General features: G+C 49.3%; 21 protein-coding genes. 9 read left to right on the top strand and 12 right to left on the bottom strand.

Going from position 1 to position 20,378, the window contains the following annotated elements:
- Positions 1-11 precede the first annotated feature (11 nt).
- Positions 12-980, top strand: coding sequence for a transposase (locus tag J7619_RS20605; protein WP_409012753.1), 969 nt, complete (start codon positions 12-14; stop codon positions 978-980).
- A gap of 153 nt (positions 981-1,133) precedes the next feature.
- Entirely contained in the window at positions 1,134-2,150 is a 1,017-nt protein-coding gene (locus tag J7619_RS20600; RefSeq protein WP_291202996.1) for a site-specific integrase, read from the top strand.
- A 92-nt stretch (positions 2,151-2,242) separates the two neighbouring features.
- Here J7619_RS20600 and J7619_RS20595 read toward each other — a convergent pair whose 3' ends face one another.
- A complete protein-coding gene (locus J7619_RS20595; RefSeq protein WP_291202993.1) occupies positions 2,243-2,569 on the bottom strand; it encodes a hypothetical protein in 327 nt (108 codons plus the stop codon).
- 784 nt (positions 2,570-3,353) lie between these two features.
- On the opposite strand from J7619_RS20595, the gene J7619_RS20590 reads away from it, so the two are divergent.
- Together J7619_RS20590 and J7619_RS20585 are read left to right on the top strand one after the other, a co-directional pair.
- A complete protein-coding gene (locus J7619_RS20590; RefSeq protein WP_291202990.1) occupies positions 3,354-3,959 on the top strand; it encodes a hypothetical protein in 606 nt (201 codons plus the stop codon).
- A gap of 364 nt (positions 3,960-4,323) precedes the next feature.
- Positions 4,324-5,265, top strand: coding sequence for a hypothetical protein (locus tag J7619_RS20585; protein ID WP_291202987.1), 942 nt, complete (start codon positions 4,324-4,326; stop codon positions 5,263-5,265).
- A 45-nt stretch (positions 5,266-5,310) separates the two neighbouring features.
- Here the strand turns inward: J7619_RS20585 and J7619_RS20580 are convergent, their stop codons facing one another.
- Positions 5,311-5,853, bottom strand: coding sequence for a shikimate kinase (locus J7619_RS20580; RefSeq protein WP_291202984.1), 543 nt, complete (start codon positions 5,851-5,853; stop codon positions 5,311-5,313).
- Positions 5,854-5,983: 130 nt separating this feature from the next.
- Between J7619_RS20580 and J7619_RS20575 the strand changes: the two genes are divergently transcribed.
- Positions 5,984-7,177, top strand: coding sequence for a chromate transporter (locus J7619_RS20575; protein WP_291202981.1), 1,194 nt, complete (start codon positions 5,984-5,986; stop codon positions 7,175-7,177).
- 112 nt (positions 7,178-7,289) lie between these two features.
- Here the strand turns inward: J7619_RS20575 and J7619_RS20570 are convergent, their stop codons facing one another.
- Positions 7,290-8,711 (bottom strand): MFS transporter, encoded by a 1,422-nt coding sequence (locus J7619_RS20570; protein WP_291202979.1) that lies wholly within the window; start codon positions 8,709-8,711, stop codon positions 7,290-7,292.
- Positions 8,712-8,900: 189 nt separating this feature from the next.
- Here J7619_RS20570 and J7619_RS20565 point away from each other — a divergent pair, with 189 nt between their 5' ends.
- A complete protein-coding gene (locus tag J7619_RS20565) occupies positions 8,901-9,197 on the top strand; it encodes a helix-turn-helix domain-containing protein (RefSeq protein WP_291202974.1) in 297 nt (98 codons plus the stop codon).
- A gap of 13 nt (positions 9,198-9,210) precedes the next feature.
- Here J7619_RS20565 and J7619_RS20560 read toward each other — a convergent pair whose 3' ends face one another.
- The 3 genes from J7619_RS20560 to J7619_RS20550 are packed head-to-tail and all read right to left on the bottom strand — an operon-like array spanning position 9,211 to position 11,519.
- Positions 9,211-10,893 (bottom strand): PepSY domain-containing protein, encoded by a 1,683-nt coding sequence (locus tag J7619_RS20560; protein WP_291202971.1) that lies wholly within the window; start codon positions 10,891-10,893, stop codon positions 9,211-9,213.
- On the bottom strand, positions 10,883-11,182 hold the full coding sequence (locus tag J7619_RS20555) for a hypothetical protein (RefSeq protein ID WP_291202968.1): 300 nt from the start codon (positions 11,180-11,182) through the stop codon (positions 10,883-10,885). Before J7619_RS20555 ends, J7619_RS20560 begins: the two co-directional genes overlap by 11 nt.
- A gap of 4 nt (positions 11,183-11,186) precedes the next feature.
- Positions 11,187-11,519 carry a hypothetical protein gene (locus tag J7619_RS20550; RefSeq protein WP_291202965.1) on the bottom strand — a complete coding sequence of 111 codons (333 nt, stop codon included), beginning with the start codon at positions 11,517-11,519 and terminating at the stop codon, positions 11,187-11,189.
- A 303-nt stretch (positions 11,520-11,822) separates the two neighbouring features.
- On the opposite strand from J7619_RS20550, the gene J7619_RS20545 reads away from it, so the two are divergent.
- Together J7619_RS20545 and J7619_RS20540 are read left to right on the top strand one after the other, a co-directional pair.
- Positions 11,823-13,472, top strand: coding sequence for a serine hydrolase (locus J7619_RS20545; RefSeq protein ID WP_291202962.1), 1,650 nt, complete (start codon positions 11,823-11,825; stop codon positions 13,470-13,472).
- Positions 13,473-13,553: 81 nt separating this feature from the next.
- Entirely contained in the window at positions 13,554-14,579 is a 1,026-nt protein-coding gene (locus J7619_RS20540; protein WP_310589813.1) for an aldo/keto reductase, read from the top strand.
- Positions 14,580-14,636: 57 nt separating this feature from the next.
- On the opposite strand, the gene J7619_RS20535 is transcribed toward J7619_RS20540, so the two are convergent.
- The 5 genes from J7619_RS20535 to J7619_RS20515 are packed head-to-tail and all read right to left on the bottom strand — an operon-like array spanning position 14,637 to position 17,011.
- The gene (locus J7619_RS20535) at positions 14,637-15,203 is read right to left on the bottom strand and encodes a DUF4256 domain-containing protein (protein WP_291202958.1); all 567 of its coding nucleotides are present in this window, start codon (positions 15,201-15,203) and stop codon (positions 14,637-14,639) included.
- Between the two features lie 36 nt (positions 15,204-15,239).
- The gene (locus J7619_RS20530) at positions 15,240-15,812 is read right to left on the bottom strand and encodes a YdeI family protein (RefSeq protein WP_291202955.1); all 573 of its coding nucleotides are present in this window, start codon (positions 15,810-15,812) and stop codon (positions 15,240-15,242) included.
- A gap of 12 nt (positions 15,813-15,824) precedes the next feature.
- On the bottom strand, positions 15,825-16,208 hold the full coding sequence (locus J7619_RS20525) for a DoxX family protein (protein WP_291202952.1): 384 nt from the start codon (positions 16,206-16,208) through the stop codon (positions 15,825-15,827).
- A 6-nt stretch (positions 16,209-16,214) separates the two neighbouring features.
- Positions 16,215-16,682 (bottom strand): SRPBCC domain-containing protein, encoded by a 468-nt coding sequence (locus J7619_RS20520; protein ID WP_291202949.1) that lies wholly within the window; start codon positions 16,680-16,682, stop codon positions 16,215-16,217.
- A 5-nt stretch (positions 16,683-16,687) separates the two neighbouring features.
- Positions 16,688-17,011, bottom strand: a complete 324-nt coding sequence (locus J7619_RS20515; protein ID WP_291202946.1) for a helix-turn-helix transcriptional regulator — start codon at positions 17,009-17,011, stop codon at positions 16,688-16,690.
- Positions 17,012-17,144: 133 nt separating this feature from the next.
- Between J7619_RS20515 and J7619_RS20510 the strand changes: the two genes are divergently transcribed.
- A complete protein-coding gene (locus tag J7619_RS20510) occupies positions 17,145-18,587 on the top strand; it encodes a sulfatase (protein ID WP_291202943.1) in 1,443 nt (480 codons plus the stop codon).
- Between the two features lie 12 nt (positions 18,588-18,599).
- Here the strand turns inward: J7619_RS20510 and J7619_RS20505 are convergent, their stop codons facing one another.
- Positions 18,600-20,375: a sulfatase-like hydrolase/transferase gene (locus J7619_RS20505; RefSeq protein WP_291202940.1), complete on the bottom strand. Its 1,776-nt coding sequence runs from the start codon at positions 20,373-20,375 to the stop codon at positions 18,600-18,602.
- Positions 20,376-20,378: the final 3 nt, after the last annotated feature.

Genomic DNA, 20,378 nt, shown 5'->3' with positions numbered 1-20,378 from the left:
TATCGGGTCTATTGGAGGGTTCTACGGAGTTGGTGGTAGAGCATTATTGCGTCAATTCGGATCGCCGAAGCGACCGCGATTTTCAAAGTGGGTTTAAAGATTGGAACCAGCGAGCCCATGCCAAAAAGTGGCTGTTGTTTCCTGAAAACATCGGTTCTCATTTATCAATCGATGAGACTAGCCTTTCTCACGGTGAACTGTACACTATTCTTACCAATAAATCTGCCAAAGGTGGCCGCGGCTGCATTGTAGCAATAGTGGCTGGAACTAAGGCAGAAGCAGTGATTGAGGTACTTCGCAAAATCCCGGAACCGCTGCGGAAGAAAGTGTCAGAAATCACCCTTGACATGGCAGGCAGTATGTCCATGATCGCCAAGCGATGCTTCCCACGGGCGGTGCGGGTGACCGACCGTTTCCATGTTCAAAGACTAGCCATTGATGCCCTCCAAGATATCCGGATCAAACATCGCTGGGAAGCCCTGGATCAAGAAAACGATGCTATTGAGCAGGCTAAAATATCTCAGAATGAATATCATCCGGAGATATTATCTAATGGCCACACCATTAAACAACTATTGGCTCGAAGCAGGTATGCGCTATACAAAAAGCCCAATGCCTGGATAGATAGCCAAAAAGAACGCGCCCTGCTTCTCTTTGAACGCTTCCCTGATTTGAAAAAAGCGTACGAACTGACAATAGAGCTCAGTAACATCTTCACGACTACGACCCAGAAAATATACGGATTGACCAGACTGGCCAAATGGCATGAAAAGGTACGGCAGTCCGGCTTTAAATCATTCAATACCGTTGCCCGCTCGATCCAGAACCATTATAAGTCTATCGTAAATTATTTTGATAACCGAAGCACCAACGCCTCGGCAGAATCTTTCAATGCCAAGATCAAGGCATTCAGGGCACAGTTCCGAGGCGTTCGGAACATTGAGTTTTTCCTTTACCGGCTTACTCAACTATATGCTTAATCCAAGTCGCTCCACAACATTTGGTCTTGATCCAGTAAAAGAGTAGAGTTTTCGACCGGACGGGAATGCGAGCCGGGTCGATGGAATGCGGTTGCGGGAAGAGTTACAGGTATCAGGGAGGCTGTAAAGTCGCTTAATTCTTATCTCAATAACTTGGAACAACAATTACTGGACGCTCATGCCGCGTTGGTTCGTGACAATGCTTTGATAACAGCGGAAACAATCAAAAACAAGTTTTTAGGGGTCGGCCCCAAGCAGCGGCTACTGATGGAAGTGATCGCTGACCATAACGAGCGGATGAAGGCATTGATCGGCCAAGAATATGCTATCGGCACATTCAACCGCTACAAGGTGCTCGAACGCCATACAATGGCATTTTTGAAGCATGACTACAACGTTGCGGATACCGACATCAGCCGTATCGATTTCGCTTTCATCGCCGATTATGAGTTCTATCTGCGCTCAGTTCGTAAGATGGGCAATAATGCAGTGGTGAAACATATGAAAATGTTTCGTAAGATCATCAACATTTGCCTGGGGAATGGCTGGATGAATCTTGATCCTTATCTGAACTTTAAGGGCAAGTTTAAGAAGGTCGATAAAGCGATCCTTACCCGCGCCGAACTTGATTTGATGGCGAATAAAGAGTTCGCCAGCGACCGGCTCGCCCAGGTCCGGGATACCTTTCTTTTTTGTTGTTTCACCGGCCTGGCTTACTCCGATGTCCAACTCGAAAAAAGCCAGATAGCGCGAGGGATTGACGGCGAGCAGTGGATATTCAGCCAGCGGAAGAAAACGAACGTCAAATCGCATATTCCGCTGCAGCCAGAAGCGCTTCAAATCATCGACAGATATAAAGACCATCCGCTTCGTGAATCTCGCGGCCTCGTGTTGCCAGTGCCGAGCAATCAAAAGATGAATGACTACCTGAAAGAGATTGCCGTGCTCTGCGGGATTGAGAAGGTTCTCACCTCACACGTAGCCAGGCATACGTTCGCCACGACTATAACGTTGCAGAATGGTGTCCCGATTGAGAGTGTTTCCAAGATGCTTGGGCATACGAACATTCGAACAACGCAGATTTATGCAAAGATCCTTGACACCAAGGTTAGCGAGGATATGCAGGCTTTGAAAGGGCGGCTTTCGAAAAGATCTGGCACGGAAGGTTAGCGCTGCACCTTCTCTCTCACGACCCCTCCTATTTGAGAGAGGGGATCGCGAGAGAGAAGGTGAAAAACAAAAAGGCGGAAATTAATTTGCACTTAAAACCGCAGGCCTTGTCTCGCCACTCCAATTCGATTGAATTCGACGACAGCATCGAATGAAAGATCCCATAAAATAAAGTTACCAACCGCAATTCTTTCTCTTAAAGAGCCTATCAGATCTTCTTTTACAACACGCTTGGATTCATGCCGATCAGTGACAAAATAGATTTCATCTCCTTCTAACACAGATACCAAGTCAGCAGCCCTAGCAGAATCAAAATCGGTTTCAGTGCCAATATAGATCCACTCTTCACCATTTTGCCTTTGCCAGGTGATAAGCCGAAAATAAGTACTACTTTTTATGAAAAGGTTCTTGGAATCCATTGAATAGGAAGGAAAAGTTCTACTTAAATACTGTATTGACCAGACCGTAATCTCTTCACAAACTCAATTGCTTCTTTCATCGTTTCTGGATACTTAAAATATCCGTTTCCGCCAGGTTCAGCGATATAGTGAAAGGTAAGACCGTTCTGATATAGATATCGCACTACAGCCCATTTCTTATTAGCGTTTTTCCTTGGCGGTCTAAACCGGTGGGGATACAGGGCCATTGCTCCTGCACATTCCGGGCACTTTCGTGATTGCTTTTCCGCTAGGGTATAGTCAGCATTTAAATTAGCAGCCTTTTGACAGGTCAGGCAAACTAGCTTATGTCCCATACAATGAATATGTTTCTAAAAATCCCGTTGGTGTTACTAACAATATTAAGGAATTTTAGTGGCACGTCTAACATTCGGGTGTACATAGGATTTTTCCTCTTTCTCTTCATAAGCCAATCTAATTCTCTAAAATTTAATGATTGCCTCTTACCTGCAATCGGCCAGATGTACAATTGTCGGACAATTGAATCTGGCCGCCCAGTCGCTCCGAAGTCGCGGGCGGAGAGTTTTATAAATATTCGTAGATATACGCTTGGGATAATTACTATTTCAGAATGTTCGAAATAGTCAAATATTTGGTAGCTTATGGCGGCAAACGACGATAAGGAAGCCTGAATGGTCTGAGGCGTCGGCTTGTGACGACGCTTGAAATGTATGATTAGGTTCTACGCATTTCAGACCTCATGGCTCGCAATCAAGCTTATATAGTCTCTAACATTAGGGGTAACATGAAAACAAGAACACTTCAATATTTTGTAATTTTCTGGATTACATTGAGTGTTATCTACTATTATTTCGTCCCCTACTTCCTAGTTGTTCTCCAATTTTTTATAATGCTAATTGGGTTTTTCGCTTGGGCTTTTTATCAAATTATTAAAACTATCCAAGAGATAAGGGCCTTGTCAAGACAAAGGATATTATCTACATTAGCGGCTATCACTCTCTTTTTGTGTACTCTATACCGTATACCTAACCGGCTGATAGAGAAAGTTGATTGGCATATTTACTACTCAAGGAGAACTAAGATTGTCGAGCTGGCAAAAATCGGCAAATTGAATTCAAATGTCAGTTGGAATGAATGGATATGTCAACTACCATACGAATTTCCCATCGTCTCAAATGGCGGAAATGACATTGGTATCCGTAGAAACAAAAGCACCGGAAAAATAACAGTATCATTTTTTGTTTTTAGAAACTTTTTCAGTGCACCATCTACCTATTTTGTCTACACAAATGATCCTAACGAAATCAAGACAATCAATGAGTTAATGGAAAACGACCCGGATAACAATTGGAAAATCGACAAAAATTGGTATCGCACACACCACGAGTAAATTTTGGTTCTTGCGATCGAGTCAATCCGTAAATGGACAGCCACCAACTACAAGAAAAAACTTACCTTTGTGACAATTGCAAGCCAGCCACCACAATCTGGTGAGCGACAAGGTGAGTAAGAGATTTGACAGGGGGCAAATAGTTGATATGCAATTTGTTACATGATAAAGTATGTTCCCAGCGGGATCACTTAAAGCGCCTCAAAGGGCGCTTTTTTCGTTTAAAAACGTCATTTTTTCACTGTTTTCGAAGATAAGCACATCATTGACTGGTTCCATGCCAAAACAAAATAGGTTAAGAATTTCAGGCAACGCTGTACATCGATTCCATAGTCTTAAGGTCTGACTTATTAACTTCCCAATTATGCAGATTCCCAAATTCTCATTTCTGACACTATTTACAATCGCCGTGGGTTTCATAGGCTGTACCAATTCCATTGACCCCGTTGAAGAAGAATGGGTATTATTGATCCAGAACGTAAAAAGGCCCGACATTGGGGCTATCAAGCGAAAAAGTGTAACCCCTGCCGGGGCATTAGATAAGATTGTTACAGAAGTCGACGGCGAGCAGTATGCTCATAGCTCCCCCGGGGTTCGGCAATACCTTTACGACACCCTTGGCAGGCTTGTAGGTTTTGCAGATCAGTTGTTGCCTGAAAACAGCCCGCCAGGATTATGTGACGTGATTTACGAGTATAAAGATGATAGGATCTTCCGGCTGTATTACACGGTCAGGGGAGAGGGCTACTGGGGCGATTTGGATCCAGGGCTGAGCATGCGGGAATTTGTGTACGACAGGCATAATCGGGTTACTAAGACTTACTCGTATTATGTGGATGGTAATGGTCTCGCCCGCATGGATGAAGATAACACTTACACATTACAGTATGACCAGGAAGGCCGCCTTACGGAGATAAGAACTGCCGGTATCACCAACCTGCGGACGATTTACACTTATTCCGGTAAAAATTTAATGTCTTCGACCCTTACCTACAACGAATCTGAAAAAGTAATAGCGGAACACCGATCTGAGTACAGATATGATGACATAGCCAATGGTTTGAAAGGCCTTCCGGAAATACCCAAGTTGTTTCAACCGGGATCTGCTTTTCTTGATCAGGTTTTTGGGGCAAACAACTTGGTTTCGATTAAGACTGTCAGCAATTTTTTTTCGGCCAACATAGAAGCGAGCGAATCTAATGTTGACTATAAAAACACATTTGATCAGGCGGGGCGGGTGATTGAAAAAGTGGCAGATTTCAAGGATAACACTCCGTTGGTAAAAAATAGCTATCACTATAAGTAGCGCTCTAACTCCCTCACATAATCTGACTGGACGAGCTCGCCGGGATTAGGCTTCCGCTCTGATCAACCTTTTCATTTTCCCAACCCGCTCAGCCACCGTCGTATCCCCCCGAATCTCCACGACACGCGATTTAACTTTCATCAGCCATTCTTCATGGACCTCAATATTCCGCCCCGAAAAATCCCGGTCGTCATATTTTGACGCCCAATCGTAAAACTCCCTGAAAAGACGGCTTCTTTCAGGATCGGTGTAGATAATGTTGCCGTACCGTTCAATTTCGCGGTTTACGAGGCGCTGCATTCTGATCTCCTTCGGAACGTAAAGGAAAACCACCAGGTCAAACAGGGACAGCCATTCATCTCCCCAGCTGATCAGCGAGCCACCCACAATGTAGCTGTTGTTCTTCGAAATGGCCTCTTGCAACATCCTGCTCCGCGTAGGCGCATCCCTGCGTACGGTGTAAGGCACCTCCGATCGTTCCCAGAAAAAGTCGTCGGTATCGAAATACGGTATCTTTAATTCCACCGATAATGCATTCCCCAGCGTGGTCGACCCCGCGCAAGAGGCGCCCATGATGTGTATTTTCATAACCAATAATATACAATCGGACACAAAGTATTAAAAAAGTAAAGTGTGTACAAAACCGTCATCTCCGTTCTATATTTTGAAATGGCCGCTGCCTAACATTGTCCCATAAATCCGGACAACGAATCTTGCAATGATGGACATTTCCAACGACACCCGCGTACATGCATATAGCCTCGCAGCGCTCACCAGGTATTTTCTCAAACTGGGCACCTTTGGCTTTGGCGGCCCCGTTGCCCTGATCGGCTACATGCACCGCGACCTCGTCGAGCAACGGCAATGGATCAGCGAAGAAGAATACCGCGAAGGACTCGCACTTGCCCAACTTGCTCCCGGCCCGCTGGCTGCGCAGCTGGGTATTTACCTCGGATATGTGCATTACGGTGTTTGGGGGGCTACGCTTACCGGCCTCGCATTCGTTTTGCCGTCTTTCATCATGGTCGTCTTGCTAGGAATGGCTTATCAGCAGTTTGGTGGCCTACCGTGGATGCAATCGGTATTCTATGGGGTCGGCTCGGCTGTGATCGGTATTATCGGGTTGAGTTGCTATAAACTTACCATCAAATCAGTCAGTAAGCTCGAAGTCGCCGCGATCAAAAACAAGTGGATCTTATGGCTTTTCTTTGCGGTAATGGCGGTGGTGACAGCCATCACCGAGCGCGAGGAGGTTTGGCTCTTCATCGTGTTGGGCCTGGCCTACATGGTAATCAAGGCGCCGCCGAAATGGCTTCAACGAAGCGGTACTCCCCTTTCGGCAGTAATACTGGCCGGTACAGGCTTCTGGACCGCCAACCCTGCCAAACTCCTGCAACTGGCCCTGTTTTTCACCGAAGCCGGTGCATTTGTGTTCGGAAGCGGCCTGGCGATCATTCCGTTTCTGCACGCGGGCGTGGTAAATGAAATGGCATGGCTCAACGAACAACAATTCCTGGATTCTGTCGCGGTGGCCATGATTACCCCGGGTCCCGTAGTAATCACCGTCGGGTTCATCGGGTTTCTCGTTTCCGGCTTTGCCGGTGCCGCTGTGGCCGCGCTGGGTGTCTTTCTGCCATGTTTTGTATTCACAGTCCTTCCTGCACCCTATTTCAAAAAAATATCCAAAAACGAGAGCATCAAAGCCTTCGTTGACGGCATCACCGCGAGCGTGGTAGGCGCGTTGGTCGGATCGGTGTTCGTGATCGGTACGCGGTCCATTGTCGATGTGACCTCCGCGGTTATCGCTATCGCCACCGTATTGGCATTGATTTACATAAAAAAATTACAGGAGCCGTATATTATCGCGATCGCGGCAGTGCTTGGGTTCTTCCTGAAAGGATATTCCTGGTGAATGGCGGTTGCTCCATCCACGGACGTTCACGGTCTGCCGTAACCATCGGAGCACTTACAAATCCCGAAAAATTGCACCGAACTGGTACAAGATGGCATTTTAATACCGAATATCAATGCGATGCCATCTCGCTGCATACTGCCTCGTCACCCGGCAGCAACCACAAAAAGAACCCGACCAATCCCAGCAATATTATATTCGTAACCGTGGCAATACGGTATGCGGAAATGTATGCCGCCACATCCGGCAGCGTGCCCAGACCGGAAAAGAAAATCCCGCCTATGACCCCTATTCCCAGCGCAATGGCAGTTTGCTGAAAAGTCGAAAAGGTACCGGAAGCCGCGCTGGCCAGTTCAATTGGAATGTTTTTCAATCCGACGGCCAGCAACGAAGGTAACACGGAGCCGCACCCCGTGCCATAGGCAAACAGCATCGGATAAAGCAGCTGCCGATTGACCTCCGGGCCGTTGAGCACTACAATATGCAAAGCCAATGTGACGACCATGATCAGCACGCCGGCCTGTAATACTTTCTTGCCAAACAGCGGGACCAGACGCAGCGAAACCAGCGAAGCAATCACATAACCCACTCCCTGAAATACAAATAGCATCCCTGTTTCCGCGGAACTGAATCCAAGGCCAGTTTCCAACAACAGGACGTTGATCAGGAAATAGGAATCCTGTACCATGAAGTAGAACAGGACAATGGCCATCCCGATATTGAAATCACGGAAACCGAATAGCCGCACATCCAGCAATGGCAAATGCCCTTTCAACCGCTTTTGCTTCTGATCGCTTATAAAAACAACGAGCAAAACAACTCCCGCGACGAGCATTCCAATACACCACAACGGCCAGTTCAGTTCACGCCCGCGTATGAGCGGGTATATCAGGCAAACGAGCGCCCCTGTGAGCAGGAACACGCCGGATTGATCGAATCCAGCGTTCTGCCGGCGCCGATCGGGAGGTAAAAAGAACAGCGCGAGGGGCATCACGAGCAAGCCAATGGGTAAGTTAATGAGGAAAATAAGCCGCCAGCCATCCAGCATCCCATCCATTTCAGGCAAAATACCTCCCAAAAACTGGCCGATCACCGAGGCGCTTCCCGCCACGCTTCCGTAAATTCCCAGGGCTCTGACCCGCTCCCGGCCACCTGGAAACAGCTCCTGGATATAAGTGATGCCTTGCGGGATCATCCAAGCGGCGCTGACGCCCTGGAAGAAACGGGCGATATTCAGCTCCCAGGGTGTTTGCGCAAACCCGCATACCGCCGAGGTTGCTACAAACAGCAGCATAGCCGCTATAAAGACCTTCTTTTTACCCCAATAATCCCCTGCCCGACCGCCCGTTACCAGAAAGGCCGCATAACCCAGCAGGTAGAGCGCAATCACAAGCTGGATATCGCCATCGGTGCCGCGAATGCCCGTTTTGATATGCGGAATGGCTACATTGACGATGAAAATGTCCATTACCGACAGGAATACTGACGACGAAATAATGGCCAGCAACAGCCATTTTGAAATTTGTACGTTCATTGCTTTGTTGGATGATCAGAGCGTCCCGAAATGGCCGGTCCGCATTCAATTGCGGTCAAAAGTCAGGCTACCGGCGCTCGTAATCAAGTAGTTTATAACACGATACCAGGTATGGCGAACGATACTATTGATGTAGATCAGGCAATTACAAATGAAGGTTCTGAATCTTTTTCAGAAAAAAATAATCCGATGAATATCGCGCTCGACATCATTGGCGGAAAATGGAAGCTGATGCTCCTGAACAGGATCCGGGAAGAGTGCCCGATGCGTTTCGGTGTGCTGCGCCGCAAACTTCCCCACATTACGCAGGCGACGCTTACGGCGCAGCTGAAACAATTGGAACGGGACGGCATTCTGCTGCGCGAAGCCTATGCAGAATCGCCGCCACGGGTGGAGTACAAACTGACGGAGATCGGCAAAAGCCTGATCCCCATTATGGATTCGCTCTGCGCGTGGGGAGAGAATTACCAGCGGCGAACCCTGTAACAGGGCGATACGATTATTCCCTAACGGAGCTTGCCTTTAACACCTTTTCCGGCGCTTTGCGTAAGCTAAGTACCTTAAAAGTCTTCGCCTCCGCATTCACGCGGGTGAATGCATACGCGCACGAGCCCGCAAGGACGATGAACAACGCGTCGATGAAAAAGATGTCGAAAGCCCCTTGCTGCCAGGTATTCCAGATCCAGAGATCGGTAGAAATGCCGTTGGCAATGGGTACACCCGTGCAAAGAACAGCCGAAAATAACAAGGTGTGACGGTTCATTAGCGGAAGGCTGCGCAGGACCATCAGGTAAGTGCCGAGTACGAGCCAACTGTAAAAATAGGTTCGGTAAATCACCGCCTGATCGACGTGATCGAGCATTTTAACCATGATAAAGGTGAATGCCGTCACAGGTAACATGCTCAGGCAAGCAGCCAGGAAAAAATTGCTCGCCCAGAAATTGAACCGGCGTTTGCGGAGCTCGGTAGCGACCTTGTCGCGCGCCACCAGCCAGATCATAATGCCCGAAATGATCACTGCGCAACCCATCAGTCCCAGCAGAAAGAACACGATCCGAAGCGGCTTGCCACCAAAGTCCCCGAAATGCAGGTGGTATACGAGGCTTTTGACCCCGTCGATATAGTTGCCATCGGTATTGGGCGATTTTTGTTCCAGCACTTTTCCGTTGGCAATGTTCACTGTCGCGAATCCCGATCCGGCGAAGTTGGTCTCGGCGTTTGGTTTCGCTTCCAGGCTTACCTGCATGCTCTCGTCCATATAGTTACGGATATAAATGCGCGAGATTTTGCTGCCTTTCCATTCATTTTGCCATTTCTCCACGAATGCATCCATGTCGAACTTACCGTTCATGGGCTTGTAGGTATATGCTACTTCGATGGTCTTGTTGTATTGCAGGCTTTCGTATAGTTTATCGGTATCGCCATTGTACAGCAGATTCGCAAAAGGGGCCAGTAACACAAAGTTCACGATCAGCACGACGCCCGTCACCGCAAATACCAGCTGGAACGGGAAACCGATCACGCCCAGGACCGTGTGCATATCCGTCCAGACGGTCTTCCATTTGCTCATGGGCCTGAACAGGAAGAAATTGGATTTGATCTTTTCCCAATGCAGCAGCAAACCGGTAATCAATGCAAACAGGAAGAGAAAAGCGACGATACCCGCGACCAGGTAACCGAACGGCGTACCGATATTAATTCCCACCTGATTCAGTTGCGCCAGGAAATGCAGGCGGTACAGGAACTCGGCCATGTCGTAGCTATCGGAATAATCGCCGGCCTTTTTGTCCGCAAAGTGATAGCGGAAATAAGCCGCATCATCGTCCTGCTTCCTCCCTCTTCCCCTTTTTCTTTCCTCCTTCGCCGATTTCGGCTTAGGCTTGCTGATCGTCGTATCCTGCGAGGCCGTCATGTCCACGTACGTTCCCTGTCCCTGGCGCAGCAGGTAAAAATTGAAGTTGCGGCCCCTGAGGTTATAATGCTGCGAAAGCGAATCGAGCAGGTGATTGTACGGTGGATCAAACTGGTGCCCTACTTCCGATTTACCCTTTTGCCAGGCAGAAATATCGTCTTTAAAAAAGGAAAAAGACCCCGCGAAAAATATGACATACAACAACGCGGCAATGATGATCCCGCTGATCGTATGGGTGTGAAAATAGATATTATACTTCCTATGATCCATGGTTAAGATTGAATTTCAGTAGATAAGGCAATGCAAACACGATTGTCAGCAGGATGTAGAGCCCCCACACGCGCCAGACATTCGTGGCGATGAACGCATAAAGCAGCAGGAAAGCCCAAAGCAGGTAGCCCGTAAAACAGGCAGTGATGATCACATATTCTTTGGGCAGGAAAGCCGTGAAAAACAAATGCAGGCTCATCATAACGACATATCCGCCAACACTTCCGGCGAGGATTTTGCTCAGGCGCAACCAGGGCGATCGGGTCAGGTATTTCTTATTGGCAGGCATAAAATCAGTTGATAACAAGTTCGAGTGTGACCCCACACAGGTAAAGTATCGCAACTCCCGCCGGGCCGAAGTAGCGGAATGGAAAAAAGAGCACGGATACCGATCCCGCCATCATCAGGATCACTACCGCCGCAAACAGGCCGCTTCCTGTTCCCAGCAAACTGACGCATAGCACGGTCGCGATCAAAAACAACGCGCCTGCCGCAAGACGGCTGTACAACGGTTTGGCGGCCAAAGAGGCCATCACCGCGTTTTTATCGGGCCAGGAGATTCGTGTGGAGGTGTTCATCCAGAAAAGGAACCCCAGAAAGAATAGTAGACAAATGGTACTGAACATAAGACTGGTTCAAAAGACGCACCCGCGAAGAAATGCGGCTTAGGCTATTGGCTATGAGAAGTTGAGAGTAAATTATTTATAATTAGTTTAAATAAATTTCACAAATATAAACCCAAACGCGGAAATGGCTGCAAAAAATTGCGCAGTACTGAAAAAAAAAGAAACAAAAGGTTACATGGTTAGCAGCACGAAAGCGGAGTATATTAAATTTATTTATACATTAATAAACCCAAATACCCTACACATGCCCTACACGGATCGGTTATGGGAACGGCATTACCAACATCTCGTAAACCACTTGACATGCAAACATTTAACCTCCCATCCATACTGGTATTGTTGTCATTGACCTGTTCAAATTCGATCGCCCAGGGTGACCTGAATAGCGCCGAACGCAAAATCGACAGCCTCTTCCAGTGCTATTCGCAAGATAAACCAGGCGGCCAACTGGCCGTGAGCCTGAATGGGCAAGTGGTGTATTCCAAAGCCTGGGGATTGGCTAATCTGGAAACCGGCACCGCGCTCACCACCGAATCCCTCATCGAAGCGGGTTCAGTGTCCAAGCAATTCACGGCGGCGGCCATTTTACTACTGGAAAAACAGGGGAAATTGAAACTCGACGACCCGGTAAGCCAATATATTTCCGGCCTCCCCTCCTACGGCAAGCCGATCCTCATCCGACACCTCATTCATCACACAAGCGGGCTTCGCGAATGGAGCGACATCGCCGAGTTGGCGGGCTCTCCGCGCGTGTTACGCGTGATGGACAACCTTGCAGCGCTACGCATCATTTCCCGCCAGAAAAGCATTAATAACCAGCCAGGGGAAGCATTCCGGTACAGCAATTCCAATTACATTCTGCTGGCACTGATCGTCGAAAAAGCTTCCGGGACGTCATTCGCTGATTTTACGCAGCAACACATTTTCGGACCAGCCGGCATGACGCACACCCAATGGCGAAGTGATTTCGGCAAAGTGATTCCGGGGCGCAGCCAGGCTTATGAGATCGTCAAAGGAACGTTCCGGACGCTCATGCCGGACGACGAAATACATGGTCCTGGCAGCTTATTGACAACCGCTGAGGATTTACTGAAATGGACGGCATTTTATTCATCCGGGAAATTAGGAGGTCACGCACTATTGAATAAGCAAACCGCTTTGGACACCCTCAACGACGGCACGATTAACAACTATGCCGCCGGGCTTTTTATAGAACACAACATGGTCAAACCGATGTTTCATCACGGCGGCGCAACCGCCGCTTACCGTGCCAGACTCATTTGCTCACCCGCACTCGGCCTGTCTGTTGCATGGCTCAGCAACACTTCCATGCTGGATACCGTCGGTTTTAATCCCGCGACGGCAGTCCTGGAAATCCTCGCAAAGCCGGAGGATATAGCCGCTTTGCCGCGGAAAAAGTCAGAGGGTTTACCCATAGATCTAAAACGACTGCAACGGTTTACCGGCTTTTACAAAAGCGCCCAATCCATGCGGGACGTCGGGATTACATTGGGCAAGGATGGGCTGCAATTGTCGGACATACTGTTAGAACCCATTGACGATCATCAGTTCTACTTTTTCAATATTCACCTCAGGTTCAACAATGCAGGCGGACTCACGGTAACCCCGCCTTCTTCCGAGCCGATGGCCTATTATCTCATTGACAGCATAGCGATCAAAACACCGTTGCAAGATCACATCGGCAAGTATTTGTCAAGCGAGGCCGAAACCACGATCGAGATCGTAAAATCAACGACGGGACCAGCACTGCAACTTGTAAGTGGGGTGCGCTACGCGCTGATACCTTGTTCCCGCGACCGGTACCTGGTACCCGATTTGAAAACCGATCTTCTCATCAAAAGGAACAAAAAAAATGAAATAATCGCTATCGACCTCACCACGCCGCGAACGCTGGGCCTGCGATTCGAAAGGGTTAAATCAAACACTTTATAGCGAGGAAACCCTGAGGTTATTTCTATTACATAAATTATAGAAACCTATGATCTATGTTATTTTGAGAATACATGAAGGCGAATGAATTTTGTGGCCGGAAATATCATGTTTATCAAAATGGGATACAGAACATTAGGAAATACCGGCCTCGAACTATCAGCCATCACGTATGGCGCATTTGCGATCGGCGGTACGATGTGGGGTGGGAACGAGAAAAAAGATTCAATCGAAGCGATTCATGCTTCTATCGATCATGGGGTTACTTCGCTGGACACCGCTCCGTTCTACGGCTTCGGGCTGAGTGAAGAACTGATTGCCGAAGCGCTCAAAGGCAAAGACCGGACCAAAGTGCAGATCCTCACCAAGTTCGGGCTCGTTTGGGATGGCAGCAACCACGGAAAAGGAATGCATTTTTTTGATATGGAGGACAATGGTCAAAACCTTGCCGTTTACAAATACTCCTCGAAAGCGAATATCATCAAGGAAGTGGAGGAGAGCCTCAAAAGGCTGAACACCGATTACATCGACCTGTTACAACAGCACTGGCCGGATATTACGACGCCCATCGATGAGACGATGGAAGCGATGGAAACACTCATTCAGCAAGGAAAAATCCGTGCGGCAGGTGTTTCCAACCACGGCTTGCCATTACTGAAAGAGGCGTCCAAAACATTCGTCCCGGCATCCAACCAGGTAGCTTACAGCATGCTGAACCGCGCTATCGAGGCGGAGCTGGTGCCCTACACGGTTGAAAACAACATCGGCATCATCGCTTACAGTCCCATGGAAAGAGGGCTGCTATCCGGCAAGTATTTCCGGGATGAAACCCTGAAGAGCGACGATCATCGGAACGGTTACTTCGGCCAATTCGACCTGGACAAAGTGAAGGCGCTGCTGGAAAAGCTTTCGCCGATTGCCGAGGAAAAGAAAGCGACGCTCGCCCAGCTTGTGTTGCGGTGGACCACACTCCAAAAGGGCATTACCGTCGTGCTGGCGGGTGCACGCAATGCAAGTCAGGCCATTTCCAATGCCCAGGCAATGAGTGTCGTGCTTTCAGCAGACGAACTGCGGGCTATTGACGGGCATTTGGGCGATTTTGGGCTGTAAGCCGTAGGCTATAAGCTGTAAGCTGTACGCACGCTTATAGCTTATAGCTTAACCCATTCACACACGCAGCTTGCCGCGGAAGCCTCTTGCCGCATAATACGATTCGGCCCCGTTATGGTAGTAGAAAACCGTGTCGTAACGGCGATCGCAGAATACCCCGCCACCGAGCTTGCGGATATCGGCCGGCGTTTTGACCCAGCTGGATGTTTTAAGGTCGAACTTTCCGAGTGTCTGCAAATGACGGTATTCTGCCTCGTCCAAAATTTCGATCCCGATTTCGGCCGCAATATCCAATGCCGTGTTTTCCGGCTTGTGCTCTTTTCTGAAATTCCACGCGTCGCGATCGTAACAGAGGCTCCGGCGGCCTTTGGGACTTTCCGCCACACAATCGTAGAAAATATATTCGCCGGTCTTTTTGTCGAAACCGATCACGTCCGGTTCGCCGCCGGTAAGCTCCATCTGGTCGAGCGACCACAGCTTTTCGCTTTGGGCATTCAGCCTCGCCTCCACATCCGCCCACTGAATGCCTTCGTGGCGATTTTTATGTTTTTCAAAACGTGCTTTTAAAGTCTTAATCAGTTCGTCGCGACCTTCTGCTGACAGTTCTTTTTTATCAATGGCCATAATACTTCTTCTTTTAATTTAACTCACTAAAAAACGCTAGTCGTTCAAACCTTTGCCATTCAGGATGCGCTCGATATTTTTCTCGATGCGGAGCTGGCGGGTCTGGGATTGTTTGGGAGCAGAAAAATAGATATTGTATGCCCGCTGCCGCCCGGGCGTCAATGCATCGAAAGCTTTCTTCAATGCGGGTATTTCGTCGAAAGTGTCCTGCAATTCGGGTGGCGCCGGCAATGATTTGTCGATCGTTACCTTCATACCCGACTGCTCCGCCTGCACGGCTTCCCGGATATAGGCTTTGAGGACCGGCTCCAAAACCAAGACGTCCTCCGCTGTGGCAAAGCGTATCTGCCGTCCTACCTTCGTATTTTCACCCGTTTTGATCAGTACGTTTTCGGGATCGCTCAGCAAGTAACCTTTCATGAATAGCAACGCGCAATAAGCCTTGAAGCCCTGAATGACCGCGATATTGGTGCCTTCGAACGAATAGCAGGGCTTGCCCCATTTAAACTCCTCCGTCAGTCCGCAATCCAGCAAAATGGTTCGCAATTCTTCAATCACTTCCCGCCATTGCGCGGCCTGGACTACGTATGCATCGACTTTGGTATTCATGATAAAGTGCTTTTAAATTTGAACAGGGACCAACCTTCTGCTTGCGGGCCGGAAATACCATGATATCACCGTCAGCACGAGCAGCAAAAGCGGCGGCGCCACTTCACCGATCGGATCGCCGAGCGCCATGTGCGAGACGATCGCCCCCGACATGCAAAAGAAGAACCCTGCGTATGTCCATTCTTTCAGAAGCGGGAATTTAGGAATAAGTACTGCCACTACACCCAAAATTTTCCAAACGCCGATGATGGTCAGCAGGTATTCGGGATAGCCCAGGTGCGCAAACATAGTCACCTCCTCCTTCATTTTCATCAGCTGCACAATGCCGGTCGACATCATGCCCAGGGCGAGCCAGGCAGTAAAAATCCAGTAAATAATTCTGTTTCTCTTTTCCATAACCATTTATATTAATTGTTTGACAACTTGTTCCAACCGGTTGTGTGCCATATTGATACCCTTCGCAAAAGGTAGTTTCAGCATGGCCTCGCGGTCGGCGGGAGATTTATATACAATCTGCATGGTGAGCTTGCTGGTGCCCTCGGTGAGCTTTTCGAACACGAGAAATTCGAGCTGTACGGGGAAAGGCGTATTTTCCATCTGGAACGTCCGCGTGATCTTTTGCTCCGGCACAAACTCATGGATGACGCCGTTCGTCCTCAATACCACATTACCCTGCTGGTCCGACGTTTCGTACTGCCAGCTACCGTGGGGCCTGCTTTCGAGTTTCACCACCTTGGTGCTCATCCACTGCTCCACGATCTCCGGCTCCACGTACGCCCTGAAGAGCAGGTCCAGCGGCAGGTCAAACTCCCGGGTGATCACCAGGTCCTGCCTCCCGTCTTCGGCGTTGATTTTCGTTTTCATTTCCATCTGCGCTACTTTTTGGATTGATAGTTTTTCATAATGGATTCCAGTTTGTTGAACCGGTCATCCCACATTTGCCGGAAAGGCTCGATGAAGTCGGCGATCTCTTTCATTTTGTTGGGATTTAAGTGATAGTAAATTTCCCGGCCGGTCTGCTCCTGATTCAGCAATTCGCATTCGGTCAGAATCTGCAAATGCTTGGAAACCGTTGGCCTGGCCGTGTCGAAGTTCGAGGCAATCGCCCCCGCCGTCAGGGATTGCGATGCCAGTAATAGCAGGATCGCCCTTCTGGTCGGGTCTGCTATGGCTTGAAAAACATCTCGTCTCAGGTTCATTGTGTAGTTATTTGGCTACGAATTTATATGTAGCCACTTAACTACGCAAATTTTTTGTGAATTTTTTTGAAAAATTATTAGTTAAATCACTTTTTGTAAGCGTATTAGGGCTTTTACACTCATTCTGAAAAACATGGCACGCGGTTATTTTCTTTTGATTGCATTGCTTTTGACCGGCATCGTCGCGCGGGCAGCACAACCGGTCAATATCATATTCATCATCGGTGACGACATCAGTTGGGACGATATCGGCCCCTACGGCAATGGCAAGGTGAAGACGCCCAACCTTAACAAGCTGGCACGTGAAGGCATCAAGTTTACGAACATGTTCCTCACAGCCAGCTCTTGCAGCCCCAGCCGCACGAGCATTCTCACCGGCCGCTACCCGCATAATACCGGTGCAGCCGAACTGCATTCTCCGCTCCCGGCGCATTTGAAATACTTCCCCGAAATCCTGAAACAGAAAGGATACTACACTGCATTGGCAGGCAAATGGCACGAAGGCCCCAACACGCGTCGTGCTTACGACACGCTGCTGGTCAACCAGGCGCAAAATGGAGAAGGAGGTGAAGCGCAATGGGTCAATCTTTTGAAATCCAGGCCGCAGAACAAGCCGTTTTTCTTCTGGCTATCGCCCTACGACGCGCACCGGCCCTGGTCGGCTTCGACGAATGGCCCGCAGCACGATCCCGAGCGCGATGTAGATGTACCACCCACGCTCGTGGATACGCGCGCGACCCGGGAAGACCTCGTGGCCTATTACAATGAAATAGCCCGTTTGGACCATTATGTAGGGGAGCTCGAAAACGAACTTGCCGCTCAGGGACTTGCTGAGAATACCCTGATTATTTTCACAGCAGACAACGGCCGCCCGTTTCCCGGCAGCAAAACCCGGCTGACGGATGCGGGCATTAAAGCGCCGTTCCTCGTGAAATGGCCGGCGGGAATCGGGGCTGGACAAACCTGCCAGAGCTTGATCAGCGCGGTGGATATTGCTCCCACACTACTGGCTCTGGCAGGTGTCGACGCCGGGCCTACGTTCCAGGGCAAAAGCTTCGCGCAATTATTTAAAAAACCAGACCAGGAGTTCAGAAACTACGTTTTCGCCGAGCATAACTGGCACGATTACGAGGCTTACGAGCGCGCTGTTCGCACGAAGGATTTTTTATACATCATCAACAAAAGGCCGAAACTCGACAATGGCGGCCCGATCGACGCAAACCAGAGCCAGTCGGCCAAAGCCCTGAAAGCCGCACGGAAAACGGGCAAGCTAAGTCCATTGCAGGAGGATGCATTTAAGGCGCCACGACCATCGGAAGAGTTCTTCGATAATTTTAAAGATCCTGCGCAAGTGGAGAACCTGCTTGGAAACAATACCTATTCCCAACAAATCCAGGCATTAAAAAAGATACTTGCGCAATGGCAGAACGACACCGGCGACACCGCCCCCGAACACCTCACCCCCGACTGGTACGACCGCGAAACCGGCGAACCGCTACCCGCCAAGGACAAACGCGGTGAAATGCCCGGAGCAGCAAAGCATGCGGACAGGATTAATGCGAAGGGGCCGTTTTAATGACGGTCGAAATTATTTCAAAAGCACCAGTTCCACTGCGCGAATATCGGCGAATTGACCTCCTTTGACGTCCGTAGCCAGTAATTTCAACTCGCCGCTGCCCTTTTCCAGCCTGATTTCACCGACTTTCAGTGTACGGAACTCCTTTTCATAAGATTCTGCGGTCCTTTTCACGCGATCAGGGCTTGGGATTAGTGGAGGGTCAAATGCTTCGGGGATACTGCCGGAGATTTGGCTCGTATTCAAGACCAGTTTGAATGTATCACCCGCGTCGGCGCTTGTGTAACGCACATTTACCTGGTACTTCCCGCTGGTATGGACATCCACATTCCAGCTCACATAGGAGGCGGTATCCGACCAATTTGCGATCCACGAAGAATTGGGAGCGGAAGCACTGTACGAAAGAGTACCCTTGGGCGATTTGTGCAAAACGGCATCCTGGGAAGGTAATACCGTCTTTGGAAATTGGCTATAACCAACCGGCAACCCGCGCGACGAATTTATATTTTTATAAATATCCCCATACCAGGCATCGAATGCCATGCGGAGACTGTCGGCTAACGCAGGGTGCCAGGAAGCGATATCGCGTTGCTGCGCCGGGTCCGCTGCGAGATCGTACAGCGCGTTGTTCTGATAGACGTAATGCCCTTTTCTAACGCTATTATTTTTATTGATGGATAAAAAAAGCAGGCGGTCCGGCAGTTCCGCGGCTTCTGTCAACGCGGGTTGGAGGCTGATACCGTCGTGCGGTTTGCCGGTCTTTTTCATAGGTATGCCTGTCAGATCAATCAAGGTAGGAAGCAGATCGATGTATGCCGCATTACCATTCACCACCTTTCCTGCGGGAATAACGCCCGGCCAGCGAATAAGGAACGGGACACGCACGCTACCCTCTCCGTCAGTGCCTTTCCTGCCCTTCATATCTCCGTTCCATCGCCAGGAATTAGGCCCGTTGTCGCTGAGGTAGATGACGATGGTATTGTTCGTAAGGTTCAGGTCTTCGAGTTTTTGAAGGACCCGTCCCACATTATCGTCAATGTTTTCGGTCATCGCCAATGCCGCAATCGTCGTTTCTTCGTCCTCCTCGCCTTTGTTCCGACTGAACTGCCGGATACCCCGCGCCTTCACCCTGTTATAATATTCATCCGGCACCTGAAAAGGCGAATGCGGCGTATTGTAAGGGATATAGCACAAAAAAGCCTTATTGGCCTTCTTACTCTTTTCAATAAAATCAATGGCCTTCGTTGTCAGATCATCCGCAATGTAGCCGGTGCTTTTTGCCGGCTCGCCATTATGATCAACGGTTGTATTGAAATAATTGGCGTAGTGCCCGCTGAGCATTCCGTAAAACTCGTCGAATCCGCGGCCGTTGGGATGGTAGGGATACTGGCTGCCATTATGCCATTTACCGAAGCAGCCCGTGGCGTAGCCGTCCTTTTTGAGCAGATCGGCCAGCGTAACCTCATCCAGGTTCATAAATTCCCGCGAGTTGGACACACCCCACACGCCCGTGCGGTAGTGGTAACGCCCGGTGAGCAGGCCCGCGCGCGTGGGGGCACATAGCGGCGAGACATAAAACCTTGCAAACTGTGCCCCCTCCTTCCCAATCCGATCGATATTTGGCGTGCGGACGTTGGCATTGCCATTGATACTCAAATCGCCCCAACCCTGATCGTCGGCCAGGATGAGAACAACGTTTGGCCGCACTTGCGCGTCGGCCTTTTCATTCCGGAACCATATCGTGCACAGTACCAAAAGGATCGTGCGGAGGAAGCGTGTGTTTTTCATTTT

The organism is Dyadobacter sp. (assembly GCF_017744695.1).
GTDB lineage: Bacteria > Bacteroidota > Bacteroidia > Cytophagales > Spirosomataceae > Dyadobacter.
Note: the sequence above shows the minus strand (reverse complement) of the source record. Positions and strands in the feature narration are given on the sequence as shown.

Excerpts from the sequence above, each read along its gene's own strand:
- J7619_RS20595 (WP_291202993.1), bottom strand. The coding sequence starts at position 2,569 with ATGGATTCCAAGAACCTTTTCATAAAAAGTAGTACTTATTTTCGGCTT.
- J7619_RS20590 (WP_291202990.1), top strand. The coding sequence starts at position 3,354 with ATGAAAACAAGAACACTTCAATATTTTGTAATTTTCTGGATTACATTG.
- J7619_RS20585 (WP_291202987.1), top strand. The coding sequence starts at position 4,324 with ATGCAGATTCCCAAATTCTCATTTCTGACACTATTTACAATCGCCGTG.
- J7619_RS20580 (WP_291202984.1), bottom strand. The coding sequence starts at position 5,853 with ATGAAAATACACATCATGGGCGCCTCTTGCGCGGGGTCGACCACGCTG.
- J7619_RS20575 (WP_291202981.1), top strand. The coding sequence starts at position 5,984 with ATGATGGACATTTCCAACGACACCCGCGTACATGCATATAGCCTCGCA.
- J7619_RS20570 (WP_291202979.1), bottom strand. The coding sequence starts at position 8,711 with ATGAACGTACAAATTTCAAAATGGCTGTTGCTGGCCATTATTTCGTCG.
- J7619_RS20565 (WP_291202974.1), top strand. The coding sequence starts at position 8,901 with ATGAATATCGCGCTCGACATCATTGGCGGAAAATGGAAGCTGATGCTC.
- J7619_RS20560 (WP_291202971.1), bottom strand. The coding sequence starts at position 10,893 with ATGGATCATAGGAAGTATAATATCTATTTTCACACCCATACGATCAGC.
- J7619_RS20555 (WP_291202968.1), bottom strand. The coding sequence starts at position 11,182 with ATGCCTGCCAATAAGAAATACCTGACCCGATCGCCCTGGTTGCGCCTG.
- J7619_RS20550 (WP_291202965.1), bottom strand. The coding sequence starts at position 11,519 with ATGTTCAGTACCATTTGTCTACTATTCTTTCTGGGGTTCCTTTTCTGG.
- J7619_RS20545 (WP_291202962.1), top strand. The coding sequence starts at position 11,823 with ATGCAAACATTTAACCTCCCATCCATACTGGTATTGTTGTCATTGACC.
- J7619_RS20540 (WP_310589813.1), top strand. The coding sequence starts at position 13,554 with ATGAATTTTGTGGCCGGAAATATCATGTTTATCAAAATGGGATACAGA.
- J7619_RS20535 (WP_291202958.1), bottom strand. The coding sequence starts at position 15,203 with ATGGCCATTGATAAAAAAGAACTGTCAGCAGAAGGTCGCGACGAACTG.
- J7619_RS20530 (WP_291202955.1), bottom strand. The coding sequence starts at position 15,812 with ATGAATACCAAAGTCGATGCATACGTAGTCCAGGCCGCGCAATGGCGG.
- J7619_RS20525 (WP_291202952.1), bottom strand. The coding sequence starts at position 16,208 with ATGGAAAAGAGAAACAGAATTATTTACTGGATTTTTACTGCCTGGCTC.
- J7619_RS20520 (WP_291202949.1), bottom strand. The coding sequence starts at position 16,682 with ATGGAAATGAAAACGAAAATCAACGCCGAAGACGGGAGGCAGGACCTG.
- J7619_RS20515 (WP_291202946.1), bottom strand. The coding sequence starts at position 17,011 with ATGAACCTGAGACGAGATGTTTTTCAAGCCATAGCAGACCCGACCAGA.
- J7619_RS20510 (WP_291202943.1), top strand. The coding sequence starts at position 17,145 with ATGGCACGCGGTTATTTTCTTTTGATTGCATTGCTTTTGACCGGCATC.
- J7619_RS20505 (WP_291202940.1), bottom strand. The coding sequence starts at position 20,375 with ATGAAAAACACACGCTTCCTCCGCACGATCCTTTTGGTACTGTGCACG.